Below are 17,688 nucleotides of genomic sequence, written 5' to 3'. Positions count from 1 at the left end.
GTTGTAGCAGCGGCAGGCGATTTGGACGATCGATCAAACATTAGGGCGTTTATGGCATAGATTGTCCAAAACCTCCAGCCTATGTCTGCGGCAACGCAGCATAAAATGGAAGTTCTGGTCGATGGATCAAGAAGTAGACCCCGCTCTGGCGCACACCGATGTGGTTGCGCTGGAGCCGCGCGACGTCGCGCTTAATCTGCGCTCCTCGGAAGAGCCCGCCTGGGGCGCCGTCGTTGCAATGATGCTGGGCGTCACCGCGCTTCTGACGGCGGAGTTTCTGCCGTCCGGCCTGTTGACGCCGATGGCGAGGGACCTCGGTGTCAGTCCGGGCCTTGCCGGTCAGGCCGTGACAACAACCTCTCTCGCCGGCCTGGTAGGCGCGTTGTTCACGCCGACACTGACACGCAATTTCAACCGAAAGCCGGTACTGCTCAGTTTCGCGATTCTTCTGGCCATCTCCAATCTGCTGGTGGCGCTGGCGCCGAACATCACCTTCCTGCTCACGGCGCGGATCGTGCTCGGCCTTGCCCTCGGCGGCTTTTGGGCGATGGCGGCTGCGACGACGATCCGACTGGTGCCGACACCATTGGTCCCACGCGCCTTGTCGATCGTGATGAGCGGCGTTCCCGCGGCCATGATCATTGCCGTGCCGCTTGGCAGCTATCTCGGCGAGTTGATGAGCTGGCGTGCCGTGTTCCTGCTGGCGACGGCATTTGCCGGACTAGTGTTCGTCGTGCAGGCATTGGTGTTGCCGCGTCTGGCGCCAAGGGGAGAAGCCGGGCTCGGCACCTTGATCGAGATTCTGTCACGGCCGGGGATCGGCGCCGGCATCCTGGCGGCAACCCTGGTCTTCACCGGACATTTCGCCTATTTCGGCTACATCCGTCCTTTCCTCGAAAACGTGACCGGGCTTAGCGCAGCCGGCGTCGCCGCGACATTGCTCGCCTTCGGCGTCGCCAACTACCTCGGCTCCTTCGTGAGCGGCCTGCTGGCTGAGCGGAAGCTCAAGCTCACGCTGATCGCGATGCCGCTGGCCATCAGCCTGGTCGGTCTGTTGCTCGCAGCTTACGGGAAAGACGTCGTGCCCGCTCTGGTGCTGGTCGCGCTCTGGGGCTTCGCCTTCAGCGGTGTGCCTGTGGCGACGACGACGTGGATCACCCGCATGGTGCCCGACGAGACTGAAAGCGGGACCGGAATGACCGTGGCCTCGATTTTCCTCGGCATCACCACGGGTGCCGCGGGCGGCGGGCTGGTCCTTGACCTAATGGGCGCTGCGGCGGTGTTCGTGGCAGGCGCCGTTCCCCTGGTGCTCGCCGCATTGTTGATCGCCGCCAAGGTACGGACCAGGGCGCCCTGACGTCTCCGCGTGCAGGGGCCTTCTCAGAACCGTGGCTTTAGGGCTAAAAGGGCCGTGAACGCGGCCCTTTGGCGCGTTTTTTGCTGATTTCGTTCGAAAACAGCTCCTAAACGCCCCGTTTCTTTGAGAAAGCCCATCATGACTCGTGTCGATGCCCATGGATTGAAGATCGCCCCTGTCCTGTTCGATTTCATCGCCAAGGAGGCGGCGCCGAAAACCGGGATCGCGCCGGACGCGTTCTGGGCAGGACTGGCCGCCATCATCCAGAAGCTCGGCCCGAAGAACCGCGAGTTGCTCGCGGTCCGCGACACGCTGCAGGCCAAGATCGACGACTGGCATCGCGCCCACAAGGGCAAGGCGTTCGACATCAACGCCTACACCGCGTTCCTCAAGGAGATCGGCTACCTCTTGCCCGAGCCGGCGACCCACAAAGTGGAGACCGCCAATGTCGACGAGGAGATCGGCAAGATCTGCGGCCCGCAGCTCGTGGTTCCCCTCACCAACGCCCGCTACGCGCTGAACGCCGCCAACGCGCGCTGGGGTTCGCTGTATGACGCCTTCTACGGCACCGACGCGATCCCGCACGATCCGAGCGAGAGCGGCAAGGGTTACAACAAGGCCCGCGGCGACAAGGTGATCGCGAAGGCCAAGGCATTCCTCGACGCCGCCGTGCCGCTTGCCACCGGAAGCCACACCGACGTGACGTCCTATGCCGTGATCGCGGGCCAGCTCTCGGTCAAGCTGAAGAGCGGCAATTCGACCGCGCTCAAGAACGGCGCCCAATTCGCCGGCTATCTGGGCGAAGCTGCCCAGCCCAGCGCGATCCTGCTCGTCAACAACGGCATGCATGTCGAGGTCAAGATCGACCGCAGCAACGTGATCGGCAAGGATGATCCGGCCGGCGTCGCCGACATGATCCTGGAATCGGCGGTCTCCACCATTCTCGACATGGAAGACTCGGTCGCCGCGGTCGACGCCGAAGACAAGGTGCTGGTCTATCGCAACACGCTCGGCCTGATGAACGGCACGCTGTCGGCCGATTTCGAGAAGGGCGGCAAGACGCTGACCCGCTCGCTCAATGCCGACCGCGTCTACAGGAAGCCCGATGGCAGCGAGCTGAAGCTGCACGGCCGCAGCCTGCTGCTGATGCGCAATGTCGGCCACCACATGTTCACCGACGCCGTGCTCGACGCCAAGGGCGAGGAGATTCCGGAAGGCCTGCTCGACGCCGCCGTCGCCGGCCTGCTCGCGATCCACGACCTCAAGGGCAATTCCAAGATCAAGAACAGCCGCACCGGCTCGGCCTACATCGTCAAGCCGAAGATGCACGGCCCCGACGAGGTGACGCTGACCTGCGACCTGTTCGCCGAGGTCGAGAAGATGCTCGGCCTGCCGGAGAACACGCTGAAGGTCGGCATCATGGACGAGGAGCGCCGCACCACGGTCAACCTCAAGGCCTGCATCCAGCGCGCCTCCAAGCGCATCATGTTCATCAATACCGGCTTCCTCGACCGCACCGGCGACGAGATCCACACCTCGATGGAAGCGGGTCCGATGATCCGCAAGAACGACATGAAGGCCCAGCCGTGGATCAAGGCCTATGAGGACTGGAACGTCGACAACGGCCTGATCGACGGCCTGCCCGGCCATGCCCAGATCGGCAAGGGCATGTGGGCCGCGCCCGACAAGATGGCCGACATGCTGGCGCAGAAGATCGGCCACCCGCAGGCCGGCGCCACCACCGCCTGGGTGCCGTCGCCGACCGCGGCCACGCTGCATGCCCTGCACTATCACCAGGTCGACGTGATCGCCCGCCAGCAGGAGCTCGCCAAGGGCGGGCCGCGCGCCAAACTCTCCGACATCCTCACCATCCCGGTGTCGCAGTCGAACTGGGCGCCCGACGACGTCAAGCAGGAGATCGACAACAACTGCCAGGGCATCCTGGGCTATGTCGTGCGCTGGATCGACCAGGGCGTCGGCTGCTCCAAGGTGCCCGACATCCACGATGTCGGCCTGATGGAAGATCGCGCCACGCTGCGCATCTCGAGCCAGCATCTGGCGAACTGGCTGCATCAGGGCGTCATCACCAGGGATCAGGTGACGGAATCGCTGAAGCGGATGGCCGTCGTCGTCGACAAGCAAAACGCCGGCGACTCGCTCTACAAGCCGATGGCGCCGTCATTCGACGGCGTCGCGTTCAAGGCGGCCTGCGACCTCATCTTCGAGGGTCGCACGCAGCCGAATGGCTACACCGAATACATCCTCACCGCGCGCCGCCGCGAGGCCAAGGCCGCGGGCTGATCCGCGAACCCGGCGACAAGCAAAAGCCCCGGCGACGAGCCGGGGCTTTTTTGTTGGAGATGCATTGCTGCATCCACGTCATTGCGAGCAGCGTAGCGACGCGGCAATCCATCGCTCCGCGCGCGCGGACAGATGGATTGCTTCGCTTCGCTCGCAATGACGGACCTAAAACACCGTGAGATATTTCAGCAGCGAGACGATGCCGATGATGATGACGACGACGCGCGCAATCTGCTTGGCGCGGCCGTCGAGCGGCAGCATGTTGATGAGATAAAGAACCAGGATAACGACAAGGAAAGTGACGAGTACGCCGACGAGCATGCGGAGCCCCCTGATGGCATCAGTGAATGTGCTATGCGCGCCTTGCTAACGTGCGGGAGGGAGGCTGGTTCCGGACCAGGAACCGAGACAGCACCACATGCAGGCGTCGCTACTCGCGCGCCACCACCGGCGGTTGGCCATACTTGGCGCGGATGCGATCCGGCGCCGGCGTGAAATTGAGTGACGCGCCACGTCGGTCCGGGCGGCCGACCGACATCAGCCCGTCCTTGCCGGCGACGATGTCGCCTTTGCGCAAGGTCGGATCGTCCTCGATCTTCACCGCGGCGAGCCCGACCGGGTCCTTGCCGTTGCAGGTGCAGCCCGAGACGATCTCGTCACGATAGCAGAACGCGTTTGCCAGTTCGGAATACGGCTTGCCGTCTTCCGTCGCGGCGTTGTCGATGTTGCCGCCATAGACCACCTCGGTCGCGCTCGCCGGGCAGAAGCTGTTGCAGCTCTCCGCCTTGCTCTGGTTGCCGGTCGCGGCCAGCGGGAAATAGCGGCCGTCACAGCTGCGCACGCAATAGGCCTGGCCGACGTCATAGCGGGAACGCCGTTCGACCCGTGGCACCATGCGCGGGCCATCATCGAACGGCATCCGGATCATCGGCGGCGGCCGTCCCTGCATGAGGCCGCCGAACAACTGCGAGAAGAAATCCTGGGCTTGCGCCGCAGGCGCAAGGGACAGACCAAGTATTGCCACCGTCCCGAACGCCCACGGCCTCAAGTTTCGCTTTGCCATCACCGACCCTCAGTACAACGCTGCTGCTCAGTACAACGAGGAACCTGCCGGGATGTTCATCGCCTGACGGCCTGACGGCAGCGTCATCACTGCCGGTCGCGGCTGCACCTGGGTCGGCTGGTATTGGGCCGGGCGGACCGAGATCTGCGTCGTGGTCGGACCGAGCTCGCGCGCGGCGAGATGCGGCGCGTTCTTCGGCAGCACCACGACCTTGGTGCCGACATCAACGCGGCTGAACAGATCGGAGACGTCTTCATTGGTCAGGCGGATGCAGCCCGACGACACGAACTTGCCGATCGTCGACGGATCATTGGTGCCGTGGATGCGGTACTCGCTGGAGCCGAGATACATCGCGCGCGCGCCGAGCGGGTTGCCCGGGCCGCCGGCCATGAAGCGCGGCAGATAGGGTTGGCGCTTGATCATCTCGGCCGGCGGATGCCAGTCCGGCCACTCGGCCTTGCGGCTGATCGTCTGCGTGCCGGCCCAGGTGAAACCCTCGCGGCCGACGCCGACGCCGTAGCGGATCGCGCGGCCGCCGCCGAGCACGTAATAGAGCGCGGTGTTGCCGGTATCGATGATGATGGTGCCGGCCGCCTCTGACGTGTTGAGCGCGACGGTGGTGCGCCGCAGCCGCTCCGGCAGTGCGCCGTCCTCGGTCGCCCCGGGATTGGTCATCGCCTCGTCGGACGGGAATGCGCCAGATTGGGTCGACGCATAGCCGAGCACCTGCGCGCTGGCCGAGGTGGTGACAATGAATGGCGTCGCGAACAGGACGCTGGCGAAGGCAAGAATGCGGACATGTGTGCGCGCGGCGCGCGACACAAGCCGGCGGCTGGAGAGAGACTGCTCTGTCATGTGCTGCCCCTGGACGGGATGCGCATCGTGGTGATGCGATGCCGGGCTAACGCACATGGCCGCGAGTCGGTTCCGGCGCGAATCATCGCGAGGCTGCGATTGTCAACCCGCGACCTCTCACGAACCCGCGATGGAACCTTTGCCAGGGCGCGCCGTTGGTCCCGGCAATTCGACGCGCGTGACGGCCTCGTCGCGCGAAGTTCTTGTGTCCTCGTGCGGAGGAGTCCGGTGCGCGCCTTTCCGAGTGAAACTCTGCTTGGCAATGCGCCCGAAGGCTCACCCTTCCCCGACAGCAAGGTCGCAACGCCGCCGGTGATCAGCCGGGCCGAGGTGGTCGCCTTTGCGCTGGTCGCGCTGCTGGTCATCGTCATCGTCGCGGTGCTCTATCTGGCGCGGGCCTTCTTCCTCCCGATCACCATGGCCTTCATCGTCGGCACCATGCTGTCGCCGGCGGCGAGCCTATTGGAACGCTACCGGATTCCGCGCGCGCTCGGCGCCGTGCTGATCGTGAGCGCAGTCGGCGCCGCCGTCACGTTCATGATCGGACTGATCGCCTCGCCGGCGATGGAATGGAGCGCACGGCTGCCCGAGCTCGGCGCGATCCTGAGAGAGAAGTTGCACGTGTTCGACCGGCCGCTCGCATTGTGGCAGGAGTTGCAGAGCATGGTCGGCGGCTCCGACACGCTGGCCAGCTTCCAGCTGCCGAAATTCGAATGGGTGCAGCCGACGCTGGAATTCCTGTCGCCGACCTTCGCCGAATTCCTGCTGTTCTTCGCCACCCTGATCCTGTTCATCGCGAGCTGGAAGGATCTGCGCCGCGCGCTGGTGATGATCTTCAGCGAACGCGCGGCGCGATTGCGCACGCTGCGCATCCTCAACGAGCTCGAGACCCACCTCGGCAATTATCTGCTGACGGTGACCATGATCAATACCGGCGTCGGCATCATCACCGGCGCGATCTGCGCGGCGACGGGGATGCCCAATCCGGCCGGCCTCGGCGCGCTCGCCGCGACGTTGAACTTCATTCCGATCATCGGCCCGGTCGCGATGTTCGTGGTGCTCCTGGTGGTCGGCATCATCGCCTCGCCGACCATCGGCGCCGGGCTGATCGCACCGGCCTGCTTTACCGTTGTCACCTTCATGGAAGGACATTTCGTCACACCGACGATCGTCGGCCGCCGGCTGTCGCTGAATGCGCTCGCGGTCTTTCTCGCGCTCGCGTTCTGGACCTGGCTGTGGGGACCGATGGGCGCTTTCCTGTCGTCGCCGCTGCTGATCGTCGGGCTGATCGTGAAGGAGCACCTGATGCCGGTCGATTCGCCGCAGCTGCCGGAGGGCTAACAAAGCGTTTTCGCGTGGAGAAAACGCGTCGAACAGCGAAGCCCGGTTTCGCATCTGGAACCTTGCGTGGCGCGACGCGTTTTTCCTCCAACGCACACGTTCTCCGGGAGCTTTCGATGTCGGACACGGACAGCGCATTTGGGATCAAGAACATGACGGACAAAGCGACCTACGAACGCCTCGAGAAGGATGTCACTGCCGTGAAGAACGATATCGCAGCCCTCACCGAACAGATCACCGACGCGCTCAACTCGTTTGCGAACAACGCAGGCAAGCAGGCGCGCCGCCACTACAAGGATGCGCGTGCCAATGCGGAATCGAAGCTCGACGACATGTCGGAGCGCAGCAGCGCGATGATGGGCGCGGCGCAGGACGCGGCATCCTCGATCGAGGAATCGCTGGAGGAGGTGATCACGCAGCGGCCGCTGGCGGCTGTCGGCCTGGCACTCGGCCTCGGCTTCCTGATCGGCGTCACCTGGCGGCGTTAGGCGCACCTCCACCCCGGCGGATGAGGCCTGCGATGGCGATCATGCGCAAATCACCACTCTGGACGCGATGGCAGCGCTGGCGCGCCGCCGCCTCGTTCGTCGATGCGCTTTTCAAGGCGAGATCCAAGGCAAGGGTGGTCGATGCTTCAGCGGCTGATCAATGACGTCAAGGAAACCACCGGCAACGCGCTGCGGCTGACGTCGCTTGCGGCGGCTGCCGCGATCGCGCTGTCCATCGCCATCGCCTTCCTGTGCGCGGCCGCCTTCGTCTACGTGCTGCAACACTACGGGCCGGTGGAAGCGTGCCTCTCCGGCGCAGCATTGTTTCTTGTCGTCACCTTGATCGCCGCCGGCGTCTATACGGTGCGCAAGCGCGAGATGCGCCGGCGCGCCGAGAAAGCAGCGAAGGCCGCCGCGGCCAATGTGTTTGCCGACCCCGTGGTCGTCGCCACCGGCCTGCAGATCGTGCGGGCCATCGGCGTGAAGCGGCTGATCCCGATCCTGGCGGTCGGCGGCCTCGCACTCGGCCTGATGGCAAGCCGCAGCGCGGCGAGCAGCGCCGAGCCGGACAAAGAGGAATAGCGTTCTCCGCCGTCATTCGGGGGCTCGCGAAGCGAGAACCCGCAATCCATTGGGCCGCGCGTTTCGTCGTGAAATGGATTTCGGGCTCGCGCCAAGCGGCGCGCCCCGGAATGACGGCGAGATAGTTGGTGTGCTCAGGTCACGCAGCGGCCGGGCTGCAGCAGCTTGGCCACTTCGGTCAGGACGCTGACCACGGGCTCGCAAGCGACCTTGCGGGTGTCGCCGGGCCGGGCCTTTGCGGGCGCTGCGGGGTGATTGCGGGCCTCTTCCCGCGCCACGGGGACGCGGACCAGAACCGACGTCTCGGGCAGCCGGTCGAGCTTCAGTACGACGGTCCGGGTCGGCAGGCCGGTCGCCGGAACCATGGCGCGATCGGTCTTGGCGGCGCGATTGACCGCGCTCTCCGGTGCCAGCGCGGTGGCGACCCGCTGGCCGCCAATCAAATCATGGCCGGATGCCAGTTGGACCGCGCCAAGCGTCAGTCCGACCGCCAGCGCGGCAAAAATTCCCTTTTGAATCTTTGACATGGTGATGTCCCTCGCCCCATGGAAATTCGCTTAACAATCCCTTGGCGATCACGGACACAACGCGAACGAAACCTGTGGGGTTCTCGCATCCGACCATCACTTAACCGTGTACGAAAAAATTTTCACCCGCGTGGAACGAGTCCGGGGGTCTGCGAGTCATCGCAACAGCCGGTTATTCCCCCTGCCCCATTGACCGGCGACGTAGGGCGCGACCGTGGTGATGCCGGTCGCGCCCTGCTCTTTTTCGGCGGATGTTTTTCGGGGTTGTCGCGAGCGATACGTCAGCCGGCCTGTCCCGCTCACGTCGGATTGGAAGTCGGATTGGAAGGCCGGCACCGAAACAAGGTCCTCTCGCCGGCGAAAGGACCTTCGGCTTCAACAACCATCGCTCGATGGCATGTCTGTTTGCATGTCCTGGGATCGAACAACCGTCACTTCACGGCATGACGGGCAACGACCGACATAGAACTTGATTCCGGTCGTCTGGTCGTCGACGAGCATCAGTTCGCTCAAGGGCTCGCCGCACTTGCAAGTCACCGTTCTGGTATCGGCTTTCTTATCGGCAAAATACATCGGACGTCCTCCATAAACCTGGAGATTTCATCTCGTCATTGGGACGAGCCCGATTGCGCCGTGCTCGTCCCCGCGCTTCCGCTCCTTCTCGTTTGCAGGGTCCGGGCAGCCCGGACCGATGGGTGCGACGTTCCCGGATTATTTCGAAGCGGACTGCGCCCGCTGCGCAGCTTCGCGCGCCTGCCGCTCGGCCTTGAGGCGCTGGAAATTGTCGTAGAAGGCCTTCTCGTTGGCGCGATGCTCCTTCATCGCCTGCGACGCGTCTTGCTGGCGCTGTGCGTCACGGTCCTTGCGCTGCTGGGGAGTCAGGTTCATACGACACTCCAATTAAGTTATTGAATCGGCGACGGATTCAATGCACGGACCGGCAAAAAGTTGCATCCGGATGAAGGGTTTCTGACGGCGCGATCCGCCCGCATGATCCTGCTGGAACAGCGCGCTATTTGCGCAGGCTCGCCCAGACGCCGCCGAGGATCAAAAGGCCGCCGACCAGGTGGATCAGCTTCGGCGGCTCGCCGAGGATGATCCAGGACAGTAGCGCGCTTGCGATCGGCGCGACGTAGAGCACGAGCGACGTCCGCACCGAGCCGAACCTTGCGCCGAGCCAGGCGAAGCCGGCATAGGCGGCGAGGCCGGGCACGAGGCCGGCGAAGACATAGGCCTCGAACGCCCTGGCGTTGAACACCGCTTCCGGCGTGGTCCACATCTCCCCGAGCGCCGGCGGCAGCGAGCACAGCGCACCGGCCGCCGAGAACAGGCTGACCCGCGCCAGCAGCGAGGCGCGCGGCGCGACGCGCGACTGCACCAGCGTGTAGCCGGACCAGCCTAGCATCGCGCACACCACCAAAAGGTCGCCCCAGGCCGCGCTCGACTGCGTCAGCGTTGCCAGATGGCCGCCGGAGACGATCAGCAGCGCACCGGCGAGCGCCAGCGCGGTGCCGAGCCATTGCAGCGGACCGATATGCTCGATGCCGAGCGCGGCCGAGATCAGCAGCACCATGATCGGCGACAGCGCGAAGATCAGCGCGATATGGATCGCCGTGGTGGTGATGCCCGCGATGTAGACCGGGGCGCCGCACAGGAACATGCCGAGGAAGCCGGCGGCAAGGATCGGCCAGAAGTTCTGCGCCAGCGGAATCTTGCCGTCCCGGATCGCGGCGATCGCAAACGGCGCAAGCCCGATCGCGATGATGCTCCAGCGGAAGAAGGCCAGCGAGAACGGCGGCACCGAGCCGGCCAGGCCGCGCGCCAGGACCTGGTTGGAGGCCTGCCCGACCGCGACCAGGATGAAGCCGGTCAGCGCGACCGCGTCCTCCCAGCCCGCCGCCGGGACGGCTGGCCGGCGCTTTCGGCAGCTCCGCATCCATGACACCGCCCCTCAGCCGGTACGCGCTACTGCTCCGCCGCCTCCCGCTCCATGTCGCGGCCGGACAGATCCTCGCCGTGCATGTTGGCGTATTCGCGCGCCATCTCGCGCATCAGGAATTTGGCCGGGACGTCGTGATAGGTGCCGTGGTCGTTGACATACTGCATGTAGGCGCGCCCTGCGCCGTCGAACGGATGCAGCAGCGCATCCGAATGGCCGTCGAAGTCGAGCGGCTTGACGCCGAGCTTGGCGCACAGCGTGTCGTTGAAGGTCGGCGTCGCCTTGCGCCAGGCACCGTCGACGAACACTTCGGTGAAGCCGTGCCAGGTGAACAGGTCCGAGCCCATGCTCTGGCGCAGCTTCTCGGTGGTGAGATGGTTGCGCACGTCGGCGAAGCCGACGCGGGCGGGAATGCCGTGGACCCGGCAGGCGGCCGCATAGAGCGCCGCCTTGCCGACGCAATAGCCGTTGCCGGCGGCGAGCACGCTGGAGGCGCGGTAGCTCTCCGGCGAGCGCATGCTGACATAGGGGTTGTAGCGGATGCCGTCGCGCACTGCGGTGTAGAGCCGGGTCGCCTTCTCGCGCGCGCTCGCGTCGGCCGGGACGGCGGCGCGGGCGAACGCCACGACGGCCGGGTGGTCGCTGTCGACATAGTCGCCGGGGTCGGTGTAGAGGCGGCTGATCGTGTCAGAGAGATGCTCGGTCATGGCGCAAGCTTAGCAAGCCATTGGCGCAGTTCAATGCAGCTGCTGCAGCCCTGCCCCGCAAGTGTCCCGCTCTAGTTCCTGAAGCGTTCGTCCAGTTGTGGAGGCGGCTGGTAGCTGCGTCGCTTCGCCCTGAAATATTCGCGTGCGAAATGGATGCCGATCCCGATCAGGAACGGCGGCGCCAGCGCGGCTGCGATCATCAGCGCGGTGATCGACTTCGGCGTCAGGATGTCCAGCACCATCGACGCCAGCAGCCACAACGTGGCAGCAATCACCGCGACGTCGACGTGCTTCATTCCCGGGGTGTTCCCTTGATCTCTCGTCGCCATCCGGGTTCCATCCTACCGGCTGGTCCGGCACGCGCCAAGGATTCCGGCGGCAACCGATACCTCCGGCCCTTCACTTTTTTGGAACGGTGCCCGCGCGGGCAATGTTGGTCCGGATGCACTTAACGCGGAGGCCGTGATGGGCAACTCCAGTGACATCCACAACGGCGTCGACCATCCCGCCAGCCAGAACGGCGTCAACGATCCGGTCGGCGGCGTCGACGTGAAGCGGACGTTCAACGACAACCAGACGCCGCACGAACGCGCGCAATGGGCCGCCGACGTGCGCGCCGACGCCTCGCCCAGGCGCGGCGAGGCATTCCTGCCCGAAGGGCTGCGGCGGCCGCCAACCTCGCCGATCAATCCGCGCACGGGCCGCCATCCGACCGACTAGCCGGAGCGACATGAAGTGATGGAGCCGTCGCGGGGGACGCTGCCAAAATATCGAAAACAACCCCATGCAAAGCAACCGGCGGCGGCGTTCGAACCAGGCACCTTGACACGTCGGGCAACTCAGAGGCACACTTCCAATATTCCGAAATTGCGCAATTGACCATCAGGTCGCGAACGCCCGCACCAGCAGCAGGCCGCCGAACAGCGCCAGGATCGACAGCGCGACGGAGGCTGCGATATAGGCGCCGGCCGACCACATCTCGCCCCGCTGCATCAGCACGATCGCGTCGAGCGAAAAGGTCGAAAAGGTGGTGAAGCCGCCGCAGATGCCGACGGTGAGAAACACCCGCACCGCCTGGCTGGCATTCCAGCTCAGCGCGAAGGACTCCGCGAACACGCCGATCAGGAACGAGCCTGCGATATTGATCGCCAGCGTGCCCCAGGGAAAATCCGCGCCGACCAGGCGTCCGGCGCCGATCGCCACCAGATAACGCGCGACCGATCCCAGCGAGCCGCCGACCGCGACCGCCGCCAACAATTGAACGTTCAATGCTCCGCCTTTCCCGTGCACGATGACTAGTCATCGTGCACTGTTTCTTGTTCGGGCATGATCTTCTCGGAAAACCGGTGCCCACTTTTCCGGATCATGCCTCGCCACTCGGCGAAGCCCACCGGCACCCCAACAACGAAGGTCGCAGCCACCAGCTCGCCCGGCGCGCCGACCAGAAGGGCGACGACACCGACGAGCCAGATCGACCCGACCAGCGACAATGCGATTGAGATTGAGATTGAACCTGGAAGACCCGACATGCTCCGCCCCCTTCTCGTTCGCGGGGCACGGCAAATCGGCGGTGGCGCATGCTCCTACCGACGCTGTCGCGCCCGGTAGGAGTCATCAGCCTTGCGGCGGTTATCGGGGGACTCCATCCCCATCAACGTGGGAATGGTAGGCGAGCGAGGAGGCAGGAGCAAGTGGCTTCCCACCGCCTCGGTGTCGGCTTACTCGTGCATCGACAGCATCGCGTTCAGCTCGACGGCTGTCTTCAGCTGCTCGATGCGCGCGGCAATCCGTTCGCGTTCGGCGCCGCGCGGCAACTGAGCAAGCTGCGTCTCGAGCCGCACGCGTTGTTCCTCGAGGCGCTGCTCGAACGTGTGCGGTTCAGATCGCTTCCGTCGTTGAATCGTTTTCTGCATCGTCCACCTTCGGCGGTTGAAGACCGGGACTATTTGCCCAGCGGTCCAGTTGCTCGATGACCCAAGCGTGGCTCGGTCGCCGCGGTTTTGGGGCTCTCGGTTCCTCGGACAATTTGCGGGGAAGCTTGACGTTGTTGGTCATGGCATCACTCCCGCGAGATAACGAGCATGGCCGCCGGATCGTTCCCTCATTATTTATATAACTTATTGATTTTGCTTGATAGTTTTGCTAGTTTGATGCTGTTGTCTCAAGCGTGGGAACTCCTGAGGAGTTTGTTGGTTTAGCTTTTTACTCAACAAGCTAAGTCTGGGTGTACTGCGATGAATGAGTTACGCGCCGAGCGTCTCCAGGTCATGCTGTCGCCGGAGGAATTGGCTGCCCTCGACGATTTCCGCTTCAAACACCGCATGCCGACCCGCGCCGCGGCAGTCCGCGAGCTGCTCAAGCTCGGCCTCGCCGGCGTCGCCACCGATGGTGCGACCGGGGTGAAGTCCAGTGACTACGGGGTGTTCAATCGCGGGCCCGAGGGGCACACGCAGGGGGAGGACGCGCCAGGCGACAAGTGACGGCGCGTTGGCGCTGATGTTCAGCCGCCGATGAAGAGGTCCACAATTGCCTTCAGGGTGCAGACCACGAGCGCCGACGTGAACATCGCCGTGCCGAGATCTGCGAGATAAAGCAGCTGCGCCTTCTGCTCCGCATCAAGCCGCGCGATCGCCTTGCGCATGGCCAAGCTCCTTTTTCAGGAGAACGCGGCGCGCCGATCTCCGTTCCTTCGGCCGCCGTACCAGACCGGGCGCCGGCTCACATCACACGATTGCCGGACCAGTCGTCGTCAGAATTGATCCTGACCACCAGTTCGTGAAGGTCAAATTGCGCTTCAACTCCGAGCCCGGAATCGCTTCGGCAAAGTCGGCCCCCCTGCAAGCGAAGAAGCAATAACTCTGAGCCTCCCCAAAGAAACGGCCCCAGCGAGGGGTCACAAGCTGAGGTCGCGCAGTTGCACTTTGGTCGTCCTGATACTGCCCGGCAGGGTGCAGCACCCGAACGCAAAAACAATTCGGCGCGCGCCGCGCCCGTTCCAAAATGAAAAACGGCCCCAGCTAGCAGGCGCTGGCTGAGGCCGTTCTGTATTCCCATTCTCACGCCGAACCGCCGCTTGCCGATAATAGACGGCCCCTTCTGGGCCCGTAATTTGATCTTAATGAAATAGCCCTGCCCAGTGACCGGGATGATTCGCGATGGGGCCTGTTCCAGAAATCACATGTGTGAATCGCGCTCGAATTATTTGCAGGGATTTTCCGAAAGCACCAAAGAAAAGACCCCAGAGCCGGAAGCGCTGGGGGCCAGTTGTTTCCTATGCGGTCGGCGTGCCCCGATGTGCTCGATCGTAAACACGCCGATCACCAATCGCCACTCTTTCCCGATACGGGTGAGTATCCTGATCTCCCGAAGCGAGGGTCACGACCAGGACAGCATCCAAGGCCTCAGGCGCGCTGCAGCGCCGGCGTCGCGCCGCCGAGCGTCAGCGCCATGGCGCCGATCTCGCGGACGCCCAAGGGTTCGCCGAGGATGATCGCGGCCGATACGACGCCGATCACGGGCACCAGCAGCATGCCCGTCGACGCCGACGTCGGCGGCAGGCGGCGCAGCGTCTCGAACCAGGTGAGATAGCAGATGCCCATCGGCATCAGCGTCATGTAGGCGAAGCAGCCGAGGCCGAACGGCGTGATCGCCGCGTAGTTCGGATGCTCGAACAGGACGCCGAGCACGAGCATCACCAGACAGCCGATGCCGACCTGCCAGGCGACCACCGCGAGCGGCGGCATCGGCAGCGGCTTGCGGTTCAGCACGTTGCCGAGCGCGAACAGGATGGCGCAGGCGAGCGCGAGCGCGATGCCGGTGAGCTTGCCGGCGCTGAACGCAAAGCCGCCTCCGCCGAGCAGCAGCGCAACGCCGGCGACGCCGAGCACCAGCGCGGCGAGATCCCGCAATGTCGGGCGGCTGTGCAGCACCGGCCAGGCGAACAGCATCGCCCAGATCGGCATCGTGTAGGCCAACAGCGCGCCCTCGCCGACCGTGACGAATTTCATCGCCATGGTGCCAAAACCCATCCAGGCGAAGACATTGGTGAAGGAGGCGAACAGCAGCCGCGGGACCGCCTCGCGCGGCACGGCGAGCGACTGGCCGCGGGCCAGCGCCAGCGTGCCCAGGATCACGGCCGCGCAGGTGCCGGCAAGCCCGCGGGCGAACAGCGGCGGCCATTGCTGCAACAGAAGCTTCATCAGCGGCCAGTTCAGGGCCCAGCCGAATGCCGTCACCACCAGGCAGAGAAAGCCGATTGTCCTGTCGCGTTGCGTCGTATCCATGGGCCGCGCTTAGCAGGCGGAGGCATGCGATTCCACTTCGCGTCGCGCATGCCGCGTCGCATCGCGTGCAGGGGCGCGCGGCACGCGCGGATACCACCCGTCAGGTGAAGGTGCCGATCGAGATCCGCGGCCAGCCCTCGCTTTTCCGCGCGGCGGCAAGCCTCGTCGTCCAGGCATCGATCAGGCTCGCGATCAGCAGCCGGCCGGTGCCGCGGATGTCAGGCAGTTTCATGGTGGGCGTGCCGAGCGCGAGCGCAATCACGCCGTGGGTTGACGCGAGCAGCGCGGTCGCGAGCCGCTGCGGCAGGCCCGGCGCCGGCTCGGCACCATGTGCCGCCAAAAATTCCCGCACCGAGATCACGAACAGTTCGTAGCTGCGGCGCGCGATCTCGGTCTCGCCGAAATAGACGCCGTCGGGAAAGCGGCGGTCCTCCAACGTACCGGACATCGAGAACAGCGAACGGAAGTGATCGGGATTGTCGGCCCAGTAGTCGAGATAGGTTTCCATCACGCGCCGCAGCCGCAGATCGCTGTCGGCGGTCTGCGCGCGGACCCGTTCGAGCTGTGTGGCGACCGCTTCGAGATTCTGCTGCTTCACTGCGAGCAGCAGCAATAGCTTGGTCGGATAATATTTGAGGACGGTGCCCTTCGAGTAGCCGATCGCGTCGGCGATCTTCTGGATCGAAACGGTCTCCAGCGTGCCGGCGGCGAACTCCTTGCGCGCGGTCTCGAGGATCAGCGCCTTCAGCGCCTCCTTGTCGGCCTCCTGGCGCGCTCTGCGCTGAAAGCGCCGCACGCCCTTGCTGGCTCGCTCCTCGATCGACATGGCCGTCTCCTAGAGCCTTTTGCGTTCCGATGGAATCGAAACGAGGTTTTCCTTGCCACATCCGATTTAAATGACTATGGTCAATTAACTGGTCACAAGACGGGAGGACCCGATGAGTGCCCCTGCGCCCCCCCTTGCCGGCGACATTGTCCGCAGTGATTTCGATCCGTTCAGCCCGGCGACGCGGGCCGATCCCTACGGCAGCTACGCCGAGTTGCGCGCCGCAGCACCGGTCATTCGCCTGACCAAATATGACATCTGGGCCGTGCCACGCTTTGCCGAGGTCAAGACGATCTTCGGCGACCACGTCAATTTCAGCAACGCCGGCGGTGCCGGGCTTGCGAACCACTTCAAGGAAAAGCCATGGCGGCCGCCGAGCATCGTGCTGGAGGCCGATCCGCCGCTGCACACGCGGACCCGCGCGGTGCTGGCGCGGGTGCTCTCGCCCGGCGCAATGCGCCGGCTCGCCGACGACTTCAAGGCAATGGCCGTGCGGCTGGTCGACGCCCTGGTCGAACGCGGATCGTTCGATGCCATCAAGGACATCGCGGAGGTGTTTCCGGTCAGCGTGTTTCCCGACGCGCTCGGCATCGACCAGGAGGGCCGCGAGAACTTCCTGACCTATGGCGCGATGGTGTTCGCGGGCTTCGGGCCGGAGAACGATTACTTTCGCGAGCTGATGCGAGAGGCGCCGCGCGTGCTGCCCTGGGTGGCGGCGCGGTGCCAGCGCGAGGCGCTGCGCCCGGGCAGCTTTGGCGCGCAGGTCTATGACGCCGTCGACACCGGCGAGGTCAGCGCGGAGGAAGCTCCGCTCTTGGTGCGCTCGCTGCTTTCGGCCGGGCTCGACACCACGATCAGCGCGATCGGCATGGCGCTGTACACGCTGGCGCGCCATCCCGAGCAATGGGCGTTGCTCGCGGCCGACCCGTCGTTGTCGCGCGCCGCGTTCGACGAAACGCTGCGCTTCGATTCACCGGCGCCGTTCGTGTTCCGCACCACGCCGCACGAGACCGAGATCGCGGGCGTCAGAATCGGCAGCCACGAGAAGGTGCTGCTGCTGCTCGCCTCCGCCAACCGCGACGAGACGCGCTGGGAGCATGCCGACCAGTTCGACGTCAAGCGGCGGCTGTCCGGACACATGGGTTTCGGCGTCGGCATCCACGGCTGTGTCGGGCAGATGGTGGCGCGGCTGGAGGCGGAGGCCGTGATCGCGGCGCTCGCCGGCCGCGTCAAGCAGTTCGAGATTGCAGGCCCGGTCGCCTTCCGCGACAGCTCGGGCCTGCGGGCGCTCAGCACGATGCCGGTCCGCGTCACGCGCAAATAGCTTCGAGGCCGCACGTAATGCGGCCAAGCCTTCCTCGAAGACAAAAAGCCTTCCTCAAAGACAATACCGGCGTACCTTTCGGTACGCCGGTCCTG

The 17,688-nt window shown here is 64.9% G+C and carries 25 protein-coding genes and 1 riboswitch; of the genes, 9 read left to right on the top strand and 16 right to left on the bottom strand.

From position 1 onward, the window contains the following. Positions 1-121: 121 nt before the first annotated feature. On the top strand, positions 122-1,357 hold the full coding sequence (locus ACVILL_RS17080) for an MFS transporter (protein ID WP_456730113.1): 1,236 nt from the start codon (positions 122-124) through the stop codon (positions 1,355-1,357). A gap of 138 nt (positions 1,358-1,495) precedes the next feature. Then, complete coding sequence (locus ACVILL_RS17075; RefSeq protein ID WP_456730112.1) at positions 1,496-3,658, top strand: malate synthase G; 2,163 nt, start codon at positions 1,496-1,498, stop codon at positions 3,656-3,658. Positions 3,659-3,823: 165 nt separating this feature from the next. Here ACVILL_RS17075 and ACVILL_RS17070 read toward each other — a convergent pair whose 3' ends face one another. The 3 genes from ACVILL_RS17070 to ACVILL_RS17060 form a co-directional block, all read right to left on the bottom strand. Continuing rightward, the gene (locus tag ACVILL_RS17070; protein WP_212366203.1) at positions 3,824-3,979 is read right to left on the bottom strand and encodes a Thivi_2564 family membrane protein; all 156 of its coding nucleotides are present in this window, start codon (positions 3,977-3,979) and stop codon (positions 3,824-3,826) included. Between the two features lie 109 nt (positions 3,980-4,088). Beyond that, complete coding sequence (locus ACVILL_RS17065) at positions 4,089-4,721, bottom strand: DUF2865 domain-containing protein (protein ID WP_456730111.1); 633 nt, start codon at positions 4,719-4,721, stop codon at positions 4,089-4,091. A gap of 27 nt (positions 4,722-4,748) precedes the next feature. Next, positions 4,749-5,576, bottom strand: coding sequence for a L,D-transpeptidase (locus ACVILL_RS17060; RefSeq protein ID WP_456730110.1), 828 nt, complete (start codon positions 5,574-5,576; stop codon positions 4,749-4,751). Positions 5,577-5,804: 228 nt separating this feature from the next. Here ACVILL_RS17060 and ACVILL_RS17055 point away from each other — a divergent pair, with 228 nt between their 5' ends. The 4 genes from ACVILL_RS17055 to ACVILL_RS17040 all read left to right on the top strand — a co-directional run bounded on the left by ACVILL_RS17055 (position 5,805) and on the right by ACVILL_RS17040 (position 7,987). Next, positions 5,805-6,917, top strand: a complete 1,113-nt coding sequence (locus ACVILL_RS17055) for an AI-2E family transporter (RefSeq protein ID WP_456730109.1) — start codon at positions 5,805-5,807, stop codon at positions 6,915-6,917. Between the two features lie 116 nt (positions 6,918-7,033). After that, on the top strand, positions 7,034-7,405 hold the full coding sequence (locus ACVILL_RS17050) for a DUF883 family protein (RefSeq protein WP_456730108.1): 372 nt from the start codon (positions 7,034-7,036) through the stop codon (positions 7,403-7,405). Between the two features lie 32 nt (positions 7,406-7,437). Then, positions 7,438-7,569, top strand: a complete 132-nt coding sequence (locus ACVILL_RS17045) for a hypothetical protein (protein WP_456730107.1) — start codon at positions 7,438-7,440, stop codon at positions 7,567-7,569. Continuing rightward, positions 7,547-7,987: a hypothetical protein gene (locus ACVILL_RS17040; protein WP_456730106.1), complete on the top strand. Its 441-nt coding sequence runs from the start codon at positions 7,547-7,549 to the stop codon at positions 7,985-7,987. The genes ACVILL_RS17045 and ACVILL_RS17040 overlap by 23 nt, the downstream gene beginning before the upstream one ends. A 134-nt stretch (positions 7,988-8,121) precedes the next feature. On the opposite strand, the gene ACVILL_RS17035 is transcribed toward ACVILL_RS17040, so the two are convergent. The 6 genes from ACVILL_RS17035 to ACVILL_RS17010 all read right to left on the bottom strand — a co-directional run bounded on the left by ACVILL_RS17035 (position 8,122) and on the right by ACVILL_RS17010 (position 11,456). Next, positions 8,122-8,514: a hypothetical protein gene (locus tag ACVILL_RS17035; protein ID WP_456730105.1), complete on the bottom strand. Its 393-nt coding sequence runs from the start codon at positions 8,512-8,514 to the stop codon at positions 8,122-8,124. Positions 8,515-8,889: 375 nt separating this feature from the next. Beyond that, positions 8,890-9,087: a hypothetical protein gene (locus ACVILL_RS17030; RefSeq protein WP_456730104.1), complete on the bottom strand. Its 198-nt coding sequence runs from the start codon at positions 9,085-9,087 to the stop codon at positions 8,890-8,892. Positions 9,088-9,225: 138 nt separating this feature from the next. After that, positions 9,226-9,402: a hypothetical protein gene (locus tag ACVILL_RS17025; protein WP_456730103.1), complete on the bottom strand. Its 177-nt coding sequence runs from the start codon at positions 9,400-9,402 to the stop codon at positions 9,226-9,228. A gap of 124 nt (positions 9,403-9,526) precedes the next feature. Continuing rightward, positions 9,527-10,450, bottom strand: coding sequence for a DMT family transporter (locus ACVILL_RS17020; RefSeq protein WP_456730102.1), 924 nt, complete (start codon positions 10,448-10,450; stop codon positions 9,527-9,529). A 29-nt stretch (positions 10,451-10,479) separates the two neighbouring features. Beyond that, positions 10,480-11,160 carry a transglutaminase-like domain-containing protein gene (locus ACVILL_RS17015; protein WP_456730101.1) on the bottom strand — a complete coding sequence of 227 codons (681 nt, stop codon included), beginning with the start codon at positions 11,158-11,160 and terminating at the stop codon, positions 10,480-10,482. 71 nt (positions 11,161-11,231) lie between these two features. Beyond that, positions 11,232-11,456, bottom strand: coding sequence for a hypothetical protein (locus ACVILL_RS17010; protein WP_456730100.1), 225 nt, complete (start codon positions 11,454-11,456; stop codon positions 11,232-11,234). A gap of 169 nt (positions 11,457-11,625) precedes the next feature. Between ACVILL_RS17010 and ACVILL_RS17005 the strand changes: the two genes are divergently transcribed. Then, positions 11,626-11,880, top strand: a complete 255-nt coding sequence (locus ACVILL_RS17005; RefSeq protein WP_456730099.1) for a hypothetical protein — start codon at positions 11,626-11,628, stop codon at positions 11,878-11,880. Between the two features lie 162 nt (positions 11,881-12,042). Here ACVILL_RS17005 and crcB read toward each other — a convergent pair whose 3' ends face one another. The 4 genes from crcB to ACVILL_RS16985 form a co-directional block, all read right to left on the bottom strand. Beyond that, positions 12,043-12,429, bottom strand: a complete 387-nt coding sequence (gene crcB, locus ACVILL_RS17000) for a fluoride efflux transporter CrcB (protein ID WP_456730098.1) — start codon at positions 12,427-12,429, stop codon at positions 12,043-12,045. Positions 12,430-12,455: 26 nt separating this feature from the next. Beyond that, complete coding sequence (locus ACVILL_RS16995; RefSeq protein WP_456730097.1) at positions 12,456-12,689, bottom strand: hypothetical protein; 234 nt, start codon at positions 12,687-12,689, stop codon at positions 12,456-12,458. 69 nt (positions 12,690-12,758) lie between these two features. Further along, positions 12,759-12,819: riboswitch (Fluoride riboswitch) on the bottom strand. Positions 12,820-12,878: 59 nt separating this feature from the next. Further along, the gene (locus ACVILL_RS16990; RefSeq protein WP_456730096.1) at positions 12,879-13,001 is read right to left on the bottom strand and encodes a hypothetical protein; all 123 of its coding nucleotides are present in this window, start codon (positions 12,999-13,001) and stop codon (positions 12,879-12,881) included. 37 nt (positions 13,002-13,038) lie between these two features. Beyond that, complete coding sequence (locus tag ACVILL_RS16985) at positions 13,039-13,215, bottom strand: hypothetical protein (protein ID WP_456730095.1); 177 nt, start codon at positions 13,213-13,215, stop codon at positions 13,039-13,041. Between the two features lie 179 nt (positions 13,216-13,394). On the opposite strand from ACVILL_RS16985, the gene ACVILL_RS16980 reads away from it, so the two are divergent. Continuing rightward, on the top strand, positions 13,395-13,640 hold the full coding sequence (locus tag ACVILL_RS16980) for a hypothetical protein (protein ID WP_456730094.1): 246 nt from the start codon (positions 13,395-13,397) through the stop codon (positions 13,638-13,640). Positions 13,641-13,660: 20 nt separating this feature from the next. Here the strand turns inward: ACVILL_RS16980 and ACVILL_RS16975 are convergent, their stop codons facing one another. The 3 genes from ACVILL_RS16975 to ACVILL_RS16965 form a co-directional block, all read right to left on the bottom strand. Further along, positions 13,661-13,801 carry a hypothetical protein gene (locus ACVILL_RS16975; RefSeq protein ID WP_456730093.1) on the bottom strand — a complete coding sequence of 47 codons (141 nt, stop codon included), beginning with the start codon at positions 13,799-13,801 and terminating at the stop codon, positions 13,661-13,663. Positions 13,802-14,561: 760 nt separating this feature from the next. Then, on the bottom strand, positions 14,562-15,443 hold the full coding sequence (locus tag ACVILL_RS16970; RefSeq protein ID WP_456730092.1) for a DMT family transporter: 882 nt from the start codon (positions 15,441-15,443) through the stop codon (positions 14,562-14,564). 100 nt (positions 15,444-15,543) lie between these two features. Beyond that, the gene (locus tag ACVILL_RS16965) at positions 15,544-16,269 is read right to left on the bottom strand and encodes a TetR/AcrR family transcriptional regulator (RefSeq protein ID WP_456730091.1); all 726 of its coding nucleotides are present in this window, start codon (positions 16,267-16,269) and stop codon (positions 15,544-15,546) included. 112 nt (positions 16,270-16,381) lie between these two features. On the opposite strand from ACVILL_RS16965, the gene ACVILL_RS16960 reads away from it, so the two are divergent. Beyond that, entirely contained in the window at positions 16,382-17,593 is a 1,212-nt protein-coding gene (locus ACVILL_RS16960; RefSeq protein ID WP_456730090.1) for a cytochrome P450, read from the top strand. Positions 17,594-17,688: the final 95 nt, after the last annotated feature.

It is taken from the genome of Bradyrhizobium sp. USDA 3364, assembly GCF_054056355.1.
This window is presented reverse-complemented; position numbering and strand designations above follow the sequence as displayed.

What these genes read in the sequence shown, in the direction of transcription:
- ACVILL_RS17065 (WP_456730111.1), bottom strand. Translation starts at nt 4,721, where the DNA reads ATGGCAAAGCGAAACTTGAGGCCGTGGGCGTTCGGGACGGTGGCAATA.
- ACVILL_RS16965 (WP_456730091.1), bottom strand. Translation starts at nt 16,269, where the DNA reads ATGTCGATCGAGGAGCGAGCCAGCAAGGGCGTGCGGCGCTTTCAGCGC.
- ACVILL_RS17060 (WP_456730110.1), bottom strand. Translation starts at nt 5,576, where the DNA reads ATGACAGAGCAGTCTCTCTCCAGCCGCCGGCTTGTGTCGCGCGCCGCG.
- ACVILL_RS17010 (WP_456730100.1), bottom strand. Translation starts at nt 11,456, where the DNA reads ATGAAGCACGTCGACGTCGCGGTGATTGCTGCCACGTTGTGGCTGCTG.
- ACVILL_RS16995 (WP_456730097.1), bottom strand. Translation starts at nt 12,689, where the DNA reads ATGTCGGGTCTTCCAGGTTCAATCTCAATCTCAATCGCATTGTCGCTG.
- ACVILL_RS17020 (WP_456730102.1), bottom strand. Translation starts at nt 10,450, where the DNA reads ATGCGGAGCTGCCGAAAGCGCCGGCCAGCCGTCCCGGCGGCGGGCTGG.
- ACVILL_RS17035 (WP_456730105.1), bottom strand. Translation starts at nt 8,514, where the DNA reads ATGTCAAAGATTCAAAAGGGAATTTTTGCCGCGCTGGCGGTCGGACTG.
- ACVILL_RS17040 (WP_456730106.1), top strand. Translation starts at nt 7,547, where the DNA reads ATGCTTCAGCGGCTGATCAATGACGTCAAGGAAACCACCGGCAACGCG.
- ACVILL_RS17025 (WP_456730103.1), bottom strand. Translation starts at nt 9,402, where the DNA reads ATGAACCTGACTCCCCAGCAGCGCAAGGACCGTGACGCACAGCGCCAG.
- ACVILL_RS17045 (WP_456730107.1), top strand. Translation starts at nt 7,438, where the DNA reads ATGGCGATCATGCGCAAATCACCACTCTGGACGCGATGGCAGCGCTGG.
- ACVILL_RS17080 (WP_456730113.1), top strand. Translation starts at nt 122, where the DNA reads ATGGATCAAGAAGTAGACCCCGCTCTGGCGCACACCGATGTGGTTGCG.
- ACVILL_RS17005 (WP_456730099.1), top strand. Translation starts at nt 11,626, where the DNA reads ATGGGCAACTCCAGTGACATCCACAACGGCGTCGACCATCCCGCCAGC.
- ACVILL_RS16985 (WP_456730095.1), bottom strand. Translation starts at nt 13,215, where the DNA reads ATGACCAACAACGTCAAGCTTCCCCGCAAATTGTCCGAGGAACCGAGA.
- ACVILL_RS17075 (WP_456730112.1), top strand. Translation starts at nt 1,496, where the DNA reads ATGACTCGTGTCGATGCCCATGGATTGAAGATCGCCCCTGTCCTGTTC.
- ACVILL_RS17030 (WP_456730104.1), bottom strand. Translation starts at nt 9,087, where the DNA reads ATGTATTTTGCCGATAAGAAAGCCGATACCAGAACGGTGACTTGCAAG.
- ACVILL_RS17050 (WP_456730108.1), top strand. Translation starts at nt 7,034, where the DNA reads ATGTCGGACACGGACAGCGCATTTGGGATCAAGAACATGACGGACAAA.
- ACVILL_RS16960 (WP_456730090.1), top strand. Translation starts at nt 16,382, where the DNA reads ATGAGTGCCCCTGCGCCCCCCCTTGCCGGCGACATTGTCCGCAGTGAT.
- ACVILL_RS16970 (WP_456730092.1), bottom strand. Translation starts at nt 15,443, where the DNA reads ATGGATACGACGCAACGCGACAGGACAATCGGCTTTCTCTGCCTGGTG.
- ACVILL_RS16975 (WP_456730093.1), bottom strand. Translation starts at nt 13,801, where the DNA reads ATGCGCAAGGCGATCGCGCGGCTTGATGCGGAGCAGAAGGCGCAGCTG.
- ACVILL_RS17070 (WP_212366203.1), bottom strand. Translation starts at nt 3,979, where the DNA reads ATGCTCGTCGGCGTACTCGTCACTTTCCTTGTCGTTATCCTGGTTCTT.
- ACVILL_RS16980 (WP_456730094.1), top strand. Translation starts at nt 13,395, where the DNA reads ATGAATGAGTTACGCGCCGAGCGTCTCCAGGTCATGCTGTCGCCGGAG.
- ACVILL_RS17015 (WP_456730101.1), bottom strand. Translation starts at nt 11,160, where the DNA reads ATGACCGAGCATCTCTCTGACACGATCAGCCGCCTCTACACCGACCCC.